Here is a 17,808-nt window from a genome sequence, read left to right on the forward strand (position 1 = left end):
CTTAATAAGCCCCTTATTTTTTTAATATCCGAAATGTCCAGGCGGACAGCTGCATGGGTTTTGCGGCGGCCTTCCACAAATCAAGTGTTGATTATAGCACTCGTTCACCACGGATTGAGTATGCGGGAAATAATGTTTAAACGTGTTCACATGTTTATTGACATTTGTAGTATGTGATGGATGAACGACAGGAATCACTGTGTTCGATACATTCGTATTGACAAATTGCTGTGTCGGAGAGACTTGCGCTGGGGCAACTTGAGATGGAAATGTTTGTGTTGGACCATATTGCGCTGGAGACACAGCAGATGGACCATATTGCGCTGGAGACACAGCCGATGGACTATAGGCTCCCATTACGTTGGACTTTTTACCGGTCGATGCTCCCATTACGTGATGGGGGTGTTTGCCGGTTGCTGCGCCCATTACGTTATGGGGGTGTTTACCGGTTGATGTCCCCATTACTCCAGGTGCGTTCCCGTATGCTCCCATTACATTGGGTTTATTTCCTCCACTATTACGAAAATACATTTATAATACGTCCCCTTTCATCATGATAAGTTTAGTCTTACCATTACAGAATATGAAAAAAAGGGGATACGTGTACTGATGAAATAACCTAATTATACAGAATAAGTATAAAACGATGTATGGCTGTCGATAAGTACACTATTATATTTATGCTATCCCTTCAAATGTACGGAGGGTAATTTTCTATAAAAAGGAATAGAGACTGTCTTTTAAAGAAGTAAATAATACAATCGTTAAACAAAGGACAACAAAAAATAGAAATAAAGTCGTTTTATACATTTCTTCGCTCCGCTTTCACCTTGAATTTATGATGTAAAGGAATGAAATGAACGCTTCAGAATTTCACCCTCAACTCTTTCCATTTTACACATAATAGTTGAAGGCTACAATAATTGTATACATATTTTTTATTTTCAGCCTTTTGCACTAACAGAGCAATTAAATTCCCATATATTATATAGAAATACCCTTAGATTGCTCTTTCTTTTCGAGCCGATGAATCCTCTTTTCCAATTCCAACTGTTTTTTCCTTGGTAGGGTCCCTTCGCTCACCATCTCTTGAAGTGCGATCATTGAACATTTTAGAGCAAGTCCGACGTCCTTAAATTGATGTTCGTATAATTTTGCACATTCAATCTGTGCCTGTATCCTTATTTGCACATTTCCTTTTAAGGCGGCTTCCTTCCAAATTTCCAAAGCTTCATTGAATAGTTTTTGCTTCTTTTTCTGGAAGGCTAAGGCATGGCCAGCGATTATCCGATCTTCCTCATTTCCTGCTTCCAATATTTTTTGATATGTCTCAACAGACTCCTCTTTTTTTCCCAAATAAGCGAGCCATCGTGCAATTTCCATGGACTCTTCCGTATATCCATCGATTTGGAGGATTTTTCGGGACAAATGAATATACAATGTGATCAATGATAAGATATCCAATTCATTATGCTTCATGATTCCAAACAGAATTTCCGGATTCTTCCGCTCAACAAAATCAAAATAAATCATCGGCGCCAAATATCCAGGAATATCATCCTCCCTATAAACACCTAGAATATCTGTTTCGACCGCTGATAATTTCACTCGTTCCAATTTGTTTTTCCAAAGGCGTCTTGAAGCATGATATAAATCGAAATGTCCGAATTCCGGTAGTTTCGGTACATGCTCTTTTATCAAGGTATGTCTGGTTTTCAACTGGGGCCAATCAAACGATTTACCATTATATGTGACAAGCGTTTCGTAATTGATGTTTTCCAGAAAGCTTTGATAAAGCGGGATTTCACTTCCAGGCTGCGGAAGGATATGTTGCTTCACGACTACTTCTTCACCTTCTAAATAAGCATAGCCAAGTAGAAAAATGGTATTGCCGGTTCCCCCTCCAAGCCCTGTTGTTTCCGTATCGAAGAAAAACAGATCTTCACTTTTAACGCCCCTAGCGGATAGAGGATGCTCCAATGAAGTTTGATTCCATTCTTCTACAACCTTTTTCAGCTCGGAAAATGCATATAACCCGTGTTTGTGATTTATAGGGTAGCGGACTTCCCTAATGAAACAATAGTCACCATCGAAGTGAAAGGAAACGGTATCGTTCTCCAGCCACTTTTCATAGTAAGGAATTTCTTCATTCACTGTCCGGTCATCTTCTTCAATGGGAGAAGGATGTTTCCCTAGGTTCATATGCGTTTTCATACGGTTCAATTTATTTTTTAATGACATGAAATTACACCTCTTTTCACTTATCTCTGCGATCTACTGTTTTTGCTTACAAAATTGACCCAATAATTGTTTGGCATCACTCTTGGCTGTTTTCGTTGCGGATTCCGTCCCGATACAGGAAGGACAGCCGCTTTCACAAGCGCAATTTTCGATCATTGATATTGTTTCAAGCAGAATGACTTCAGAGTTTTCATATACTTTATCACTTAACCCTATGCCTCCCGGATAACTATCATAGATAAAAATGGTCGGTTTTTCATTATGTGCTGCCTTAACCTGCGGATAAACATGAATATCATGCGGATCGCACATAACATGCAGTGGAATCATGTAATTAAGAGCATGGGAGGCACCTATCATACCTTGTTCTATCCGATTTTCGTCCCACTTAAATATATCGGGATCCATGGAAAGCATGGCTGAACTCGTGTGCAGTTCCATCTCCGGGAGACTGATTGGTCCTGAACCAATATTCTCATGAGTTTCGAATTTGATTTTTTTGAAGATCGTAGGCATCGCCCGGATTGCGACATCACCAAAAGCAGCTGCTGTGGAAGCGAAAGTTCGCTGTTTATCGACTTCCAATACAGACAACTGAACGGCAAGGTTAGCATCCGTATAATAGTCCACATTGACTTCACGTACATAAGCTTTCTTTTCATCCCAATCAAGTTCTTCCACCTGAAATTGAATTCCCTGGTGCAAATAAATGGCTTCATCGTGGAGGAGGGTCATTGCACTGAACGTATCCATTTCCCCTATGACCCGATTAACCGGTGCATTCGTTTGATCGATGATCACGACATTTTCCTGTGCCGCTGAACGCAGGCTGATATTGCTTGCTGGAAAAGCATCATTCATCCAATGCCATTTGTCCCCATTTAAGTGTAAGACCCTTTCTTCCGTAAGGAATTCAAGAACGTCCATAATCTCTGTTTCCCCAAAGGTATCGCCTTTTTTAAATGGAAGCTCATATGCTGCACATTTTACATGATCAACCAAGATTAAAAGATTATCCGGATTGATTCTTGCAGTTTCTGGATTTCTGGTAAAGAAGTATTCGGGATGCTGTACGATATATTGATCAAGGGCACTTGAACTGCCGACCATGATGATCAATGCTTCACCATGCCTTCTTCCTGCTCGTCCCGCCTGCTGCCATGCACTCGATATGGATCCAGGGTAACCAGTCATTATGCAAACCTGAAGCTGGCCGATATCGACGCCCAACTCAAGTGCATTTGTGGAAACCACTCCATAAATGGAACCATCCCTGAGGCCTTGTTCAATTTCTCTGCGCTGTGTTGGCAGATATCCACCGCGATAGCCTCTAATCGATTTGGGCCCCAATTGCTTTGACACAAGTTCCTGTAAATATGTCAATAGAATTTCCACACGAACCCTGCTTCGCGCAAATACGATCGTTTGAATTTTATTTTTCAAAAATTTATTTGCCAGTTTCCGGACTTCCAAAACCGCACTCCTTCGTATGTTCAGCGGTTTATTTACTATTGGGGGATTGTAAAACACAAAATGCTTTTTCCCACTTGGGGCTCCGTTATTATCGATAAGGACCATTTGTTTTTCCGTGAGCTCTTCTGCCAATTCTTTTGGGTTATTGATCGTAGCGGAAGTACAAATGAATACAGGGTCGCTTCCATAAAACTTGCAAATCCTTTTTAACCTTCTTATGACGTTGGCTGTATGACTTCCGAAAACGCCCCGGTAGATATGAAGTTCATCGATTACCACATACTTCAAGTTTTCAAACAAAGAGACCCATTTCGTATGATGGGGCAGGATTCCAGAATGGAGCATATCAGGATTGGTGATCACGATATGCCCTGCCTGGCGGATTTTTTGCCTGATATTTGAAGGTGTGTCCCCATCGTATGTATAACTATTTATTTCAGCATCCATTTCATGAATCATTTCATTCAATTCGCTTTTTTGGTCATAACTTAGCGCTTTTGTCGGAAAAATATAAAGCGCCCTAGTTTTTTCATCTTTCAGTATTTTTTGAAGGACCGGCAAATTATAGCATAATGTTTTTCCAGAAGCTGTAGGTGTGACCGCTACAAGGCTATTGCCACTGACAGCAGTATCAAATGCTGTTGCCTGATGGCTATACAATCCATTAATCCCCCGTAATTCAAGAGCATGCTTGATTTTATCATCCATTGCATCGGGAAAAGGTACATGTTTTGCCTCTTTTGCTTCAATTACTTGCCAATGCACTATATTATCTTTAAAGTCTTCATTTATTTTTAAATCATTGATGACTTCTTGTAAATTCATTCGCAGTTTCATATGACCACCTCATACGTCTATTCTACCGAATGAACGTTCTATGCAAAAGGGAAACTATTTCCTTTTCAAAAAAAAAAGCTGGAAACGTCACCATCTCGTTTCCAGCTCGTCCTTTTTTCATTTAATCCTTCTCGACAAAGCGAATGATTTCTTCGATTAGTTTGCTTGGAGCTTCCAACATTCCCATATGGCCGCTGCCTTTAAGTATAACTTCATTGATATGGCTCCCTTTCACAGAAAAGGTTTTATCAGCGGGAATCACCTTATCCTGTTCACCTGCAACCAATAGGACAGGCAGCTTCGTATTTTTGAGAACATGATTTCTGTCTATTCTGTTCCTCATGGCATGTAAAGACCCTATCGCACCAATTTCACTTGTTTTATATCCGATTTCCTTTATATAGGAAATGTTAGGATCATCGGGAATAGCGAAAAGCTTTGGTATAAGTCCGTCAATGAAAGCGGGGATCCCTTCACTTTCGATTTTCTCGACAGATTTTAAGCGCCCCGCTTTTCCTGTCTCATCGTCCGGGAAAGCGGTGGAATGTACCAATGAAAAACCTGACAATTTCCCAGGAAACCTTTCTGCGAATGCCAAGGTGATATATCCCCCAAGCGAATGACCAAACATATAGACCTGTCCGATTTCCAGTTCTTCCAAAATTGAAGCAATATCAGCAGCCATATCTTCAATCGAGAAAGATCCCCCTATTTCCTCACTTTCACCATGCCCCCGTAAATCAACGGCAATAATCCTGTATTCACCCTTTAATTCAGCAATGATGTCACGCCAATATTCATGGCTTCCGCAAAATCCATGGATAAACAACAAAGTTTCTTCACCTTTCCCGGTATCTATGTAGGAAAGCTTGCTATCTTTCATAATAATCCCTCATTTCCTTTACTAATCATTCAATAACGTTATTCCCTATAGACCTGTATCTGAAACCCAACAGTGCATTCACATTTCTTCATTTCCTCACATAGCCTATAGGCAAAGGAATTTTTTAGAAAGGAGCACCGTGATGACCTCTTCTGAAAAAAATAATAATCGGAATCGAATAGAACCCTTTTCCCATTTCATTAACAAAATGGATCGGCTGTTTTCCGAGAGGCCCCCTAAAGGCATGCTGCAATCTCTTGACGAATTCTTCGGTTCGGCAAAAGAACGCAGCTTTCCGGTTGATGTTCACGAAACGCAATCAGAATATACCGTTACTGCCACCTTGCCCGGAATTGCACGCAGCCAAATATCAATTGATGTACTGTCCCATGCCGTAACCATATCTGCAAAGCATGTAGGTAGACAGCATAAAAATCAAGGATTGTTCCAAAAGGAAGTTACAACCGGTACTTTATCAAGAACCATTTCCTTTCCAAAGCCGATTGATGAAGCCAAAGTGACCGCGCGACATCGCGATGGCATCCTCACGCTTAACCTACCCAAAGTCAGGGGAAATCGTATTGAAATTCATTAGGCATAAATAAAAGCAGACTTAAAAAAGTGGCTGGTCACTTATAAGTCTGCTTTTCCTTTATTCACTATTTAAGCTTTGAAGAAGCCCCCTACTCCTTTGACCATTGAAGATACTTGAGAAACAGTATTCATCATTTGTCCGGCTGTGTTCATCATCTTCGTTATATCCATGGAGCCATCTTGTGTTTTGAATTGATTCATGACCGATTTGAAACCCGATGGCTGGGGTTTTTGCATGAACTGCTGCTTAGGATATGGATTATGGGCCTGCTGCTGACTTTGCGGAGGTCTTTTAGCTGGCTGTAAAGGATTGGCGAACGGACTAAAAGCTTGCGGCTGCTGATTGGAGTGGATCGGGTGCATTTGTGCCATCGGCTGCATTACACTGTTGCCCGGATAAGCACCCACAGGCATCGCCTGCTGCTGGACCTGTTGGAATGGATGATAGGCCGCCTGTTGATAAGGATCATGATATGGTATCATATAGCCCCCTGTATCCTGTAGATGAGATGGATACATAAATGATTGTTCATGATTATGATTATTTGGCGGAGGATACGGCATAGGCTGTTGGTACCCTCCCCAATATTCCGGCATTGGTTGAGGAAACTGTCCTTGATTTGGGGAGATTTGGTTAAAACCGGATCTCATCATGTCAATGAGCCCTCCTCTTTTTTCATTACATGGTTCTGATAATATATGAAAAAAGAGGGAATAAAGTGTAGGTGTTTTTATGATAAAATCCGATCGATTTCCGTTTTTACATTATTAAGGATGAATTCGACCGATTGGACGTGGCTTTTAAATCGCTTATAACTTGTCTTGGGGAAAAATGCCTGAACGGCCACATCAGAAAGGTTATGGGCGGTTTGTTCGATTTGCTCGGGGAAAAGATGCCTGAAGTCGGTTTCTTTCATCCACTCCTTCATTCCGGTTTCCCATTCGATGCATGCGGTCCTGACCAGGTCTGCAAACGGCTTGACTTCCGAAAAGAAGTCCTTTTCCTTCCCCTCCTTGCGTACACCCTCATAAATCTCATCAGCTTTGTCTGTATATTGTATTAATTGTTCTGTTAATAGCTGCATTTTTTCTTTTTGCACATTAAATTCCTCCGTACAATTGTTTCCCTTAGTATAATCCAGTTTTTTATAAAATGATATTCCTCCGGCTTATACGGGCAATTCCGTGAAAACCTTGTGCTTAATCATTCTTTTTTCCGGGACAATGGAAAAGGAGTGGTTTGGACTTTCAGCATTTACCCAATAATCCTCGGCTTTCTCAATGGCTTCCTGGGCTTCATTAACTAATGTATATTGCTCCGCCCATAGTTTGCACCGCACTGTATTTACAGTTTCTCCATATGAAATTTCCAAACGATCCAGGCTGGTACTGATCTCAGCTATCATCCTTAATATCTCTTCTGTTGCGACACTTTTATTGACCATGCTGATCCCTCCCATTCTTTACCTGTACTATTCTTTTTTTTATCTGAAAGCCCTTCATGACTGACAAAACTAGAAGGGAATCGGCAAAGAAAGTGCAATTCACTTAATTTATTATGCCCTTCGACAACAATGGCAGAATGAAGAATGCAGTTTTAAACAAGAATACAGACAGGAGGTGATTTTATGCAGTCGAATGAAAGCAGACAGCAAAAAAACGAAAAACGACAAAAGCCGCCCACTAAAAAGGCAGGAACGGGAAACCCGAAACTTAGTGGAGAAAACCGCCCCTCTACGTAAGATATAAATACTGAACGATAAACAGGGAAGGCTTAATCTACGCTTTCCCTGTTTTCCTATTATAAAATCAAATTTTTGATTATTGCAGCCATGTGCAGCTGCTTTTGTTTATCGTCATACCAATCGGTCAAATGCGGGTCTTCCTCCCATTTGGGTTCAATGAGCCATTTTTTTTTAATCCTTTTTTTCATATCCCATTGCTCTGTTTCCCCTGCCCGATGATGAATCACTGGATATACTCCCCTCAGCATCGGGGTTTCATGGTACCTAGGCTTTTTTCGATATTGTTCATAATCATATCGGGCACCCGTTGGTTCAGTCCTGCAGGAAAATTCAAAAAAGCGCGGAAACAAATCTTCAGAAAATAAAAGGCCAGCCAACCTTTTCCCCAATTCAATCCTTTTATCTAAATTTCTAAAATGCGAAACCGACGAGCCATACAGTTCTCCATTGCAAGTAGGAAATAAAACGGTGCTGAAATGCATCCAGTCCTGCAGGAAAAATAATAGGGAATGAAAAACGAAAGATTGCTTTTTAATAACCGGTTCTTCAATGATGTTTTGTTCATTTATGATAAGCGCAGTGACTAATTTTTTACGATTTCCATGTTTCCAAAAGGAATACCATTCGTTCTTCATGAAATTGGTAATAAAAAAATAATGACATAAGTGAAACAAAGGACGTCCATACTTCGTCGAATAATGATAGAGAAGTAATTGCGGATACGCATCTTGAAATATTCTCCAGTTGGCTTCTTCATACGTTAGGAATAAGTGATGCCTATATTTAAGCCCAAGCAAATGGGAAAACCAAATCCCTTCAAGATCGCACATATTCCAGCCTGCATTCCTAGAAACCATACCAGCTAAAAAAGACCATTGTATTTCCGGATGCATTCTAAAAAATTGTTCATATGCTTTTGTTCTTGATATATTATCCCTATTCCCTTTAGCGGTTTGGACTTTTATGGATTGAAGCAATTGCATTTCCGTCTTTAATATTCGCATCTATGAGTCCAGCCTTTCCGTAGCGATGAATTGTGACATTTAGTTGTACATAAATCCTATCGTTCTAAGAAACAATTCTTTTTATTCACATTTTGGATTCTTTTTTTGCTAATATAGAAAAGTGAAAAAAAAGGAGGGGTAAAAGTGGCATTTCATTATCCCAACGGGCGAAAGTTTGTACCGCAGGCTATGGAAGAAAAGAAAAGCCCACAAAAAAAAATCAGTTACAGCAACCGAGGAAAAACATTGGAAGACGATTTGAACGAAACCAATCAGTATTATTTAGCACACGGCATTGCCGTCATCCATAAAAAACCGACACCCATTCAAATTGTCGATGTCCACTATCCGAAAAGAAGTGCTGCAGTCATTAAAGAAGCTTATTTCAAACAAGCATCGACCACCGATTACAATGGTGTTTATAAAGGAAAGTACATTGATTTTGAGGCAAAGGAAACGAAAAACAGCAGTTCGTTCCCTTTGAAGAATTTTCATGACCATCAAATTGAACATATGAAACATATCGTTCAGCATGACGGAATTGCGTTTGTCATCATCCGGTTTTCCGCTATGGAAGATATATATCTAATGAGTTCTGAACAACTGAGTTTTTATTGGAAGAGAATGAAAGAAGGCGGACGTAAATCCATCACTCTTCAAGAGGTTGAAAGCAGTTCACGAAAGATTACTCTTGGCTTTCAACCGAGAATTGACTATATTAAAGTAGTAGATTCGCTCATCGCAGAAAATTTTTAGTTTTTTAGAAAGGCAGGTTAGCTGTAATGGCTGAAAAATATAATACTAGAGAAGAACGCCGAAAGCAGGGGCAGACTCAAAAAAAAGGACAGCATAAAGGTCCTAAAAAGCCAACCAATATGCTTAAGCGAATTTTCCTTATACTTGTTACAATCGGAATAATAGGCCTGGTTGCAGGTGGAGCTGCAATGGCTTACTTTATAAGCGACGCTCCAAAACTTGACGAAAAGCTTTTGAAAGATCCGGTCACATCAAAGATTCTCGATGAAAATGGTAAATTGCTAGCTGAAGTCGGAACAGAAAACCGGGATTATGTAAATTATGAAGACATTCCCGATCTAGTCGAAAATGCTTTCCTGGCTACGGAAGATTCCCGCTTTTATGAACACCATGGGGTGGATTTCTTACGTCTGGGCAGTGCCGTCATCGCCAACGTCAAACACGGATTCGGCTCAGAGGGTGCAAGTACATTGACCCAACAGGTTATCAAGCGTTCTTATTTAACACCTGATAAGACGATCAAAAGGAAAGTCCAGGAAATGTGGCTATCCATTCAGCTTGAAAGAAAATATACAAAACAAGAAATTTTCGAAATGTATGTGAATAAGATTTTCTTTGCAAACCGTGCCAATGGGATCTTAACTGCTTCCCAAACTTATTATGGAAAAGATCTAAGCGAATTGAAATTGAACGAAGCGGCCATGCTTGTAGGTTTACCGCAAAGCCCAAGCAGGTATGACCCTTATAAACACCCTGAACGCGCGAAAGAACGCCGTGATATTGTCCTTCACTTAATGAATAAACATGGATATATCACTGAAAAGGAAATGAAAGATGCACAAAGCATCGATATAACAGAAGGACTTCAAGAAATCGATAAGAGCCAAAAAGACACGACTGCTTATGATGCATTCATCGATTTGGTCATTGAGGAAGTCGGGGATATGGGTGACTATAACGTCTTTACCGATGGTTTGGAAATCCAAACGACCATTGATAAAGATGCCCAAGAATATGTCTATAAAATGTTGAACAGTGATGAAATCATCAATTATCCAAGTAAAGATCTCCAAGCTGGAGTCACATTACTAGATACTGAAACTGGTGAAATTAAAGCAGTGGGCGGCGGCAGGAACACGACGGTTAAACGCGGCTGGAATTATGCAACGGATGCCAAGCGTTCACCAGGTTCGACCATTAAGCCGATTCTGGATTATGGCCCTGCCGTAGAATATTTAAATTGGTCCACCTACCATCAAATCAAGGATGAGGAATATACGTACAGTAATGGAACACCGCTTAAAAATGCTTCCGGACGACATTATGGTACTGTAACCACTCGTGAGGCACTGGCACGGTCATTAAATATCCCTGCCTTAAAGACGCTTCAAGCAGTAGGATTGGACCGGGCACGTGATTTTGCCACTGATCTTGGCATTCCTTTCGACAAGGAAATTACCGAATCGGCAGCATTGGGCGGCGGTAAGGATGTTTCTACACTTGAACTTGCCGGTGCATACAGTTCATTCGGAAACAACGGTATCTATAATGAACCGCATAGTGTGAAAAAGATCGTTTTACGTGATAAAACAACCATCAAAAACAAGACGGAATCAAAGCCGGTCATGAAAGATTCAACAGCTTTCATCGTGACGGACATGTTGAAAAGCGTCATGAAAGAACCTTATGGAACAGGAAGGTTAGCCAATATACCTAGTCTCCCTGTAGCAGGTAAAACGGGGTCAACCAATTTCACGCCTGAACAGCGTGCAAAGAGCAACATCCCATCTTCCGGTGTAAAAGATAGCTGGATGGCGGGTTATACAACCAACTATACAGTTGCGGTTTGGGCTGGTTATGATAATGCATCTGGTGAGCAAATGGAATATCTGGGAGAATCATCTCAAAGGATCCCTAAATTCATCTTTAAGAATTTAATGGAACATATGGCTCAATCAAAAGAAACGAAAGACTTTGATCAACCTGACAGTGTTGTGAAGGTTGGAGTCATCAAAGGTTCGAATCCGGCTGTTAAAGCCAATGAATATACACCAAGCAGTAAAATCACTTATGAATATTATGTTAAAGGTCACGAGCCAACACAAGTGACGACAGAATATGAAAAAGTCGACTCACCTGGCATTAACGCTTCTTACAACCAGGAAAGCAATGAAATCAATCTATCATGGTCATATCCTAAAGGTAATGGGAATACCCAATTCGAGGTTAAGATGTCCGTGGACGGCGGAGCACAGAGCGTATTAAAAAAATCGAAGGATACTAGTTTAACGATCCCTAATCCAACCCCTGGAAGTAAATATACTTTTTCAGTGGTAGCTTTAGTTGATAACCAGCAAAGTGATCCTGCGAGTACATCTGTCACAATACCTGCTGAAGTGGAAGACCCTGAAGGTACCGAGGACGAGAAGATTGAAGATCCGGCCGAAGGTGAAAATCCGGAACAAGAAACTCCTGCTGAAGGCGAAGAGGATAAACAAGGCGAAGATATAGACAAAGACAAAGATAAAGATAAAGACAAAAATAACAATGGCGAAAACGGCAATAACGGCAATAATGGTAATGGCAACACTGATAATAATGGTAATGGCAACAACACGGATGACGGAAATGGCAATAAGGGTGATGAGGACGTCGAAGGCGGGGATGATGGCACTGACCCCGGCACGGTAGAAGAGGAAAAACCAGTCGAAACCCCTGAACCTGACCCTAACCCGGACCCAGATCCAAATAAAGATACGGAATAAATATTATAAGGATTGACAAAAAAACGTCTAAGCTTTTAGCTTAGACGTTTTTTTGGCTGTTCTTATTTTTGATCATGAACTTCACATATCGTTTTTCAAATTCTCGGAACAACTCACTAAGCTGTCTATAAGAATGAAAAAAAGCGGGTCTTGCAAGGATGAATGAAAGCCTTTCATCCATATTCATCGGAATATCGTTAAAGGATCCTATTTGGACCCGGAAATCATTCAATACCACTGGCTTCCCATGCATCCAGTAGACTGCGGTTAAAAATAAACCGATCCCCTTCTTCATGAGTCCCAAAGTCTGTCCCACTTTTCGCTCAGAAAATAGCAAACTGCATTCTGAATCAATTCCCTTCCATATTTCCAGAAGTTCCTTTACATGGATTGCCCCCTTAGTCCAAGGAGCATACGCCTCTACATTATTATAATAAAGTAACTCATAAGGGAAAGCCTCGAATGGGATCGTTTCACTCCAACCTGCATACCGCTCTTTTTCCAAGATCGATTCCTTTTCAGGAAAAAACAAAGAATGGTCCAATTCTTTAGGAACTTTTAATGATATGGACTGCGTCAATTGGCTTCTTTCCTTTTCATTCTTTTTTTTCCTTCACGGCATAATTCGAGAAGCGGACAGGTTTCACATCTTGGTGACTGGGCCTTGCAATGATAGCGTCCAAAGAATATCAGGCGGTGATGCGTAACGGACCATTCATCCTTTGGTATCTTAGCCATCAACGTTTTCTCAACATCGAGGACACTATCCTTCCAACGGCATAATCCCAAACGCTTGGAAACACGCTCTACATGGGTATCCACAGCAATCGCTGGCACATCAAAAGCAACAGAAACGACTACATTCGCCGTCTTTCTGCCAACGCCAGGCAATTTAACTAGCTCATCACGATCTCTGGGAACTTCCTTACCGTATTCTTCGATCAGCATGTGCGACAACTTTTGTATATTCTTCGCCTTGTTACGAAACAAACCGATTGAGCGAATGTCATTTTCCAACTCTTCTATCGGAACGCTTATGTAATCCTCAGGCGTTTTATATTTCTGAAATAAATCCTTCGTGACTTTATTGACTAATACATCCGTACACTGAGCTGACAGGGCAACAGCAACCACCAATTCAAATGGATTGGAGTGATTCAGCTCACAATGGGCATCCGGAAACATTTCACCCATCGTATCCAGACAATATCGAATTTGGGCTTTATTCAACATATTGGTTCTCCTTCAATTTACATTACTGCTCGAGCCAGTTATAGAAAGGCACATCCTTCAACGGTTGTGCAGTCTCCGTCTTTCGGTCCCTCTTTTGGTGAGCTCTAAACTTTTGTCCTTGCTCCCTTGCCTGTTCCAAGGTTTTAATTCCATTCTTTTTCCACTCGAATAAAATTCGATCGATGTATCGGAAATTCAATTTTCCAGAAATGACAGACTCCCTCAGAGCTGACTTAATGATCTCAGGTTGATGGTCGTCTTCCATCCACATTGCCAATGTCTCGCATTCAAATGGAGATAAAGGGCGGCCGAACTCCTGTTCAAATATCGTATAAAGGCTCTCCCCCGCTTTTTGGATTTCAGCAGACTCTGACTGTTTCAAAGTTTTCAAGAAACAGTCCATCATTTTTTCATAAAGTGGGGACAACGAATATTTTTCCTGCCCGATTTCTTGACTCTCCTCAACCACCATTTCAACAAATCCCCTTTGGACTAAACGCTGGATCAAGAATAGACATTCCGTTTCCTGCAATGTCATTCGGTCAGAAAGTTGGGATGGTGCAGGGAAATGGTTACCTTTATCGATGAAGCTTTGCAATTGTAATAATAGGACCATTTCTTGTTCATTCAGTCCCATTGTACGATAGTTAGTCAACAAAAAGGATGGAATCGTTATCGTTCCTTCCTTAAACCACGCATATAAATGTTCTTTATTCATGTTTTTGGACACCTCTGATTAAGTATAACATGAATAAGGCTCTCCGAATAAGTTTATAATTTTAACAAAAAACGGTTATCTGCCAAATATGGCAAGATAACCGCTTCATCATGGAATCAAGGATATAATCGATTTAATAGACGTGGGAATGGGATGGTTTCACGGACATGCTCGACTCCACTGATCCATGCAACGGTGCGTTCTAATCCCAAACCGAAGCCTGAATGCGGTACAGAGCCGTATTTTCTTAATTCCATATACCATTTGTAAGCATCTTCGCTCAGGCCATGCTCATTGATTCTCTGTTCAAGCAATTCCTGATCATGAATCCGCTCTGAACCGCCAATTATTTCTCCATAACCTTCCGGAGCGATCAAATCGGCACAAAGTACCACTTCTTCCCTGTCAGGATCTGGCTGCATATAAAAAGGCTTGATTTTGGTTGGGTAATGAGTAATGAAAACAGGCTTATCATAACTTTCCGCTATCGCAGTTTCATGCGGAGCTCCAAAATCATCACCCCATTGAATATCATCAAATCCTTGTTCATGAAGGAACTTAATGGCTTCATCATATGTAATTCGCGGGAAAGGAGCTTGAATTTGTTCAAGCTTCGATGTATCACGGCTAAGTGTATTTAACTCAAGCTGACAGTTTTTCAATACGGATTGGATGATCGAAGAAACGAATTGCTCCTGGACCTCCAGATTTTCTTTAAATTCGATAAAAGCCATTTCCGGTTCAATCATCCAGAACTCGATTAAATGTCGTCTTGTTTTGGATTTTTCTGCCCTGAAGGTGGGACCAAAGGAAAATACCTTCCCAAGTGCCATGGCAGCCGCTTCCATATATAGCTGACCACTCTGTGAAAGGTATGCATCCTCATCAAAGTATTTAGTCGCGAACAACTCACTCGTTCCTTCTGGTGCGCTTCCGGTTAAAATCGGAGGATCCACTTTAACGAAACCTTCTTCATTAAAGAATTCATATGTAGCACGGATTATTTCATTCCGGATTTTCATGACTGCATGCTGCCGTTTTGAACGCAGCCACAAATGGCGGTTATCCATTAAGAATTCGGGACCATGTGCTTTAGGTGTAATGGGATAATCTACTGATTCATGAATGATTTCAATATCTTTCACCTGTAACTCAAAACCGAACGGCGATCGTTCATCCTTTTGAATGACACCTGTTACATACAAGGATGATTCTTGCGAAATCGATTTCGCACGAGCGAAAATCTCTTCACCCACATCAGCTTTCACGACCACACCTTGAATGAAACCAGAGCCATCACGGATTTGAAGGAAAGCAATTTTCCCACTGGAACGTTTGCTGGCAAGCCAGCCTCCAATGGTAACTTCTTGATCGACGAATTTTCTAGCATCTTTTATTGTAATTTTCACGGAATTTACCTCCAAAAATAGCTTAACTTACTAATGAATTTACTCTACTTATTATACCCATAGCCCTGCTTACAAGCAAATAAATCAATTGAAGCGGAAGTTCCAGCCCTTTATATTACTCTCATTATGTTTTTGCAGCGTATTCGCAAGATTGCATGGTAGATTACTTCACTAATGCCCATGCTCTAATTACAGTAAAATCATCTCGGTATATGAATCGATCGACATTTCTATTTTTAAAAAAGGATTGATCCAATCAACCAATGGTAATCATTTTCGCCTTTAACAAGGTTTCAAATGATGCATATAATTGAAAAGCACTTTTAGGATTTCTTATTTGGCAGGAAAGCAGCTCTTCAAGTTTTTTGATCCGATAGCGTAAACCACTCATTGAAATGCTCAATTCCTTCATGCTGCATTCAAGATTTCCACCGCATTGCAGAAATACATAAAGCGTTTTCAATAATTCATTCATTTTTGGATCTTCTTTCATCAATAAAGGACCCAGCATTTTCTCAGCTTTTTGCAGGACCGCTGGAGTACTCCCAGTATGCATTAAAATCGATAGCAGATCGACTTCTTCAAATTTGGTAATGTCCCGAGCTCCTTCATTCATATTCAAGGCGGTTAAAGCTTCTTGAAAAACATCGTGAGCCCGTTCCAATTCATCACTTATTGTGCTAAGTCCCATTTTAAAATGATATCCGCTGAAAACAGTATTTAAGTAATTGATGCATTCCTTGGTTAGGAATTGAAATTCATTTCCAGGTCTCAGTGGTATAAGCAATACGATATTACCATCCCTTAATGCTGTTAAGACCACTTGATTCCGCTTCTTAAAGAAACTATATATCTCTTCGATGAATTTCTGCTGAATGAAATAGTCATTCTCTGTCCCCCGATCGGAGGAAAAGCGATAGCCCAGCACCGCAATGGTGAAAGGATGATCCAATGAAGCGTCTAAATACGTGCTTTTTTTGATTATTTCTTCTCTAGAAGCAAACTCTTCATTTAATATTTGTTCAAGAAATAACCCTTTTACCCTTTCAAGGGCTTCAAAACTGCTTTTCTCATTTAAGAGGAATAAGGAACCGGTCATGGACACCCTCTCAAGAATCATTCGATTGATTTCCAGGTTCGTTTTTCCTTCGACTCGATCGGATTGCACAAAGGCACAATAGCCATAAGTTTTATTTTGTAACGTTATGGGAGTATAAAGCAGCTCCATCCCATCTTTTACGATTCTTCCGGTTTCCAAAGTGACGGGGCCATTTTCCCTCATTAATTTTAGCTGATTCCTGACTTCCCTCACCTTCCCTTTATGAAATCCAGCATGATAAACCTGATTGCCATTGAAATTCTCCATCAACAAAGGTATTTTTGTTTTCTGATAAACCATCCTCACTATGGATTGAAGGCTTTTTCCGTTAATTAACTCTTCTGTCAGCAAATTATGAATATCCATCACTTTTGACAAACTATTGCGTTCCTCCAGCAGCTTTTCATATGTTACGGCAAGCTCTTGAACAATTGGTTCGGTTTTATAATATTTCAACTCATCCTGAATCTCCATGCCCCATAAATGTATCGATTTACCTTCGTATCTACACTCTGATTGCCCTGCTCCCTTACAGGCACTTTCCTTGAAAATCACTTCATGACCGCAGACCGTTGAATAAAATCCACTTGCATAACCCGTCAATGTATAACAGACTGGCTTTTCCGCGATGCCTGTTTGGGTGATGTGTTCCTCTGCTTCATAGGAATTTACCCAAAACCCTTCCACTTTTACAGAGTGCACTTCCGCTTGACTATCCATCGATAATTCCAGATTCATAGTATTAACTTTTGTATAACCTTGCAGCATATGTAAAATGGGGCCTTGCCTCAGTATCTCCTTAACCGTTGGTATATTCCCTTTTAGTGCCTTTTTAGCATCATTGACTCCGATATTCCAGCCATAACGTATTAAAAAAGACTTCATTCTTTCAAATCCAATATTCTCGATCAAGTCCTTTCTTAAGGTACCGAAAATTGAAGAGGAAGTCAGGATCATCCTCTCATCATTTAAATGAATTTCACCATCATCATTCTTAAGATTCAAAAGATTCGTCATTATTCCCCCCGGCTTTCTTTTTACATAATATTAT

Annotated in this window: 16 protein-coding genes; 3 read left to right on the forward strand and 13 right to left on the reverse strand. The window is 40.5% G+C overall.

Features of this window, described 5'->3' with window-relative positions:
• Positions 1-21: 21 nt before the first annotated feature.
• The 4 genes from JNUCC41_RS24745 to JNUCC41_RS24760 form a co-directional block, all read right to left on the reverse strand.
• Positions 22-531, reverse strand: coding sequence for a CotD family spore coat protein (locus tag JNUCC41_RS24745; protein WP_228467453.1), 510 nt, complete (start codon positions 529-531; stop codon positions 22-24).
• Positions 532-984: 453 nt separating this feature from the next.
• On the reverse strand, positions 985-2,241 hold the full coding sequence (locus JNUCC41_RS24750; RefSeq protein WP_192205297.1) for a ribonuclease H-like domain-containing protein: 1,257 nt from the start codon (positions 2,239-2,241) through the stop codon (positions 985-987).
• 33 nt (positions 2,242-2,274) lie between these two features.
• Positions 2,275-4,551, reverse strand: a complete 2,277-nt coding sequence (locus JNUCC41_RS24755; protein ID WP_192205298.1) for a DEAD/DEAH box helicase — start codon at positions 4,549-4,551, stop codon at positions 2,275-2,277.
• Positions 4,552-4,672: 121 nt separating this feature from the next.
• Complete coding sequence (locus JNUCC41_RS24760) at positions 4,673-5,434, reverse strand: alpha/beta fold hydrolase (protein ID WP_192205299.1); 762 nt, start codon at positions 5,432-5,434, stop codon at positions 4,673-4,675.
• A gap of 142 nt (positions 5,435-5,576) precedes the next feature.
• Between JNUCC41_RS24760 and JNUCC41_RS24765 the strand changes: the two genes are divergently transcribed.
• Entirely contained in the window at positions 5,577-6,029 is a 453-nt protein-coding gene (locus JNUCC41_RS24765) for an Hsp20/alpha crystallin family protein (protein ID WP_192205300.1), read from the forward strand.
• 68 nt (positions 6,030-6,097) lie between these two features.
• Here JNUCC41_RS24765 and JNUCC41_RS24770 read toward each other — a convergent pair whose 3' ends face one another.
• The 4 genes from JNUCC41_RS24770 to JNUCC41_RS24785 form a co-directional block, all read right to left on the reverse strand.
• On the reverse strand, positions 6,098-6,682 hold the full coding sequence (locus JNUCC41_RS24770; RefSeq protein WP_228467454.1) for a YppG family protein: 585 nt from the start codon (positions 6,680-6,682) through the stop codon (positions 6,098-6,100).
• Positions 6,683-6,759: 77 nt separating this feature from the next.
• The gene (locus JNUCC41_RS24775; protein ID WP_192205301.1) at positions 6,760-7,128 is read right to left on the reverse strand and encodes a YppE family protein; all 369 of its coding nucleotides are present in this window, start codon (positions 7,126-7,128) and stop codon (positions 6,760-6,762) included.
• A gap of 69 nt (positions 7,129-7,197) precedes the next feature.
• Positions 7,198-7,473 carry a hypothetical protein gene (locus JNUCC41_RS24780; RefSeq protein ID WP_192205302.1) on the reverse strand — a complete coding sequence of 92 codons (276 nt, stop codon included), beginning with the start codon at positions 7,471-7,473 and terminating at the stop codon, positions 7,198-7,200.
• 356 nt (positions 7,474-7,829) lie between these two features.
• On the reverse strand, positions 7,830-8,777 hold the full coding sequence (locus JNUCC41_RS24785; protein WP_192205303.1) for a DUF2515 family protein: 948 nt from the start codon (positions 8,775-8,777) through the stop codon (positions 7,830-7,832).
• A gap of 144 nt (positions 8,778-8,921) precedes the next feature.
• Between JNUCC41_RS24785 and recU the strand changes: the two genes are divergently transcribed.
• Both recU and JNUCC41_RS24795 read left to right on the forward strand, forming a co-directional pair.
• Positions 8,922-9,533, forward strand: a complete 612-nt coding sequence (gene recU / locus JNUCC41_RS24790; protein WP_192205304.1) for a Holliday junction resolvase RecU — start codon at positions 8,922-8,924, stop codon at positions 9,531-9,533.
• 26 nt (positions 9,534-9,559) lie between these two features.
• Positions 9,560-12,298 carry a PBP1A family penicillin-binding protein gene (locus tag JNUCC41_RS24795; RefSeq protein WP_192205305.1) on the forward strand — a complete coding sequence of 913 codons (2,739 nt, stop codon included), beginning with the start codon at positions 9,560-9,562 and terminating at the stop codon, positions 12,296-12,298.
• A gap of 40 nt (positions 12,299-12,338) precedes the next feature.
• Here JNUCC41_RS24795 and JNUCC41_RS24800 read toward each other — a convergent pair whose 3' ends face one another.
• The 5 genes from JNUCC41_RS24800 to JNUCC41_RS24820 form a co-directional block, all read right to left on the reverse strand.
• Positions 12,339-12,878 (reverse strand): YpoC family protein, encoded by a 540-nt coding sequence (locus tag JNUCC41_RS24800; RefSeq protein ID WP_192205306.1) that lies wholly within the window; start codon positions 12,876-12,878, stop codon positions 12,339-12,341.
• Positions 12,875-13,531: an endonuclease III gene (gene nth / locus JNUCC41_RS24805; RefSeq protein WP_076365732.1), complete on the reverse strand. Its 657-nt coding sequence runs from the start codon at positions 13,529-13,531 to the stop codon at positions 12,875-12,877. Before nth ends, JNUCC41_RS24800 begins: the two co-directional genes overlap by 4 nt.
• Positions 13,532-13,553: 22 nt before the next feature.
• On the reverse strand, positions 13,554-14,249 hold the full coding sequence (locus JNUCC41_RS24810) for a DnaD domain-containing protein (RefSeq protein WP_192205307.1): 696 nt from the start codon (positions 14,247-14,249) through the stop codon (positions 13,554-13,556).
• 116 nt (positions 14,250-14,365) lie between these two features.
• The gene (asnS, locus tag JNUCC41_RS24815; RefSeq protein WP_192205308.1) at positions 14,366-15,658 is read right to left on the reverse strand and encodes an asparagine--tRNA ligase; all 1,293 of its coding nucleotides are present in this window, start codon (positions 15,656-15,658) and stop codon (positions 14,366-14,368) included.
• Positions 15,659-15,914: 256 nt separating this feature from the next.
• Positions 15,915-17,774 (reverse strand): XylR N-terminal domain-containing protein, encoded by a 1,860-nt coding sequence (locus JNUCC41_RS24820; RefSeq protein WP_192205309.1) that lies wholly within the window; start codon positions 17,772-17,774, stop codon positions 15,915-15,917.
• Between the last annotated feature and the right edge of the window lie 34 nt (positions 17,775-17,808).

The sequence above is a fragment of the Brevibacillus sp. JNUCC-41 genome (assembly GCF_014844095.1).
GTDB classification, from domain to species: domain Bacteria; phylum Bacillota; class Bacilli; order Bacillales; family DSM-1321; genus Peribacillus; species Peribacillus aracenensis.

What these genes read in the sequence shown, in the direction of transcription:
- JNUCC41_RS24820 (WP_192205309.1), bottom strand. Translation starts at nt 17,774, where the DNA reads ATGACGAATCTTTTGAATCTTAAGAATGATGATGGTGAAATTCATTTA.
- JNUCC41_RS24795 (WP_192205305.1), top strand. Translation starts at nt 9,560, where the DNA reads ATGGCTGAAAAATATAATACTAGAGAAGAACGCCGAAAGCAGGGGCAG.
- JNUCC41_RS24750 (WP_192205297.1), bottom strand. Translation starts at nt 2,241, where the DNA reads ATGTCATTAAAAAATAAATTGAACCGTATGAAAACGCATATGAACCTA.
- JNUCC41_RS24755 (WP_192205298.1), bottom strand. Translation starts at nt 4,551, where the DNA reads ATGAAACTGCGAATGAATTTACAAGAAGTCATCAATGATTTAAAAATA.
- JNUCC41_RS24745 (WP_228467453.1), bottom strand. Translation starts at nt 531, where the DNA reads ATGTATTTTCGTAATAGTGGAGGAAATAAACCCAATGTAATGGGAGCA.
- JNUCC41_RS24765 (WP_192205300.1), top strand. Translation starts at nt 5,577, where the DNA reads ATGACCTCTTCTGAAAAAAATAATAATCGGAATCGAATAGAACCCTTT.
- JNUCC41_RS24785 (WP_192205303.1), bottom strand. Translation starts at nt 8,777, where the DNA reads ATGCGAATATTAAAGACGGAAATGCAATTGCTTCAATCCATAAAAGTC.
- nth (WP_076365732.1), bottom strand. Translation starts at nt 13,531, where the DNA reads ATGTTGAATAAAGCCCAAATTCGATATTGTCTGGATACGATGGGTGAA.
- JNUCC41_RS24810 (WP_192205307.1), bottom strand. Translation starts at nt 14,249, where the DNA reads ATGAATAAAGAACATTTATATGCGTGGTTTAAGGAAGGAACGATAACG.
- JNUCC41_RS24780 (WP_192205302.1), bottom strand. Translation starts at nt 7,473, where the DNA reads ATGGTCAATAAAAGTGTCGCAACAGAAGAGATATTAAGGATGATAGCT.
- JNUCC41_RS24760 (WP_192205299.1), bottom strand. Translation starts at nt 5,434, where the DNA reads ATGAAAGATAGCAAGCTTTCCTACATAGATACCGGGAAAGGTGAAGAA.
- JNUCC41_RS24770 (WP_228467454.1), bottom strand. Translation starts at nt 6,682, where the DNA reads ATGATGAGATCCGGTTTTAACCAAATCTCCCCAAATCAAGGACAGTTT.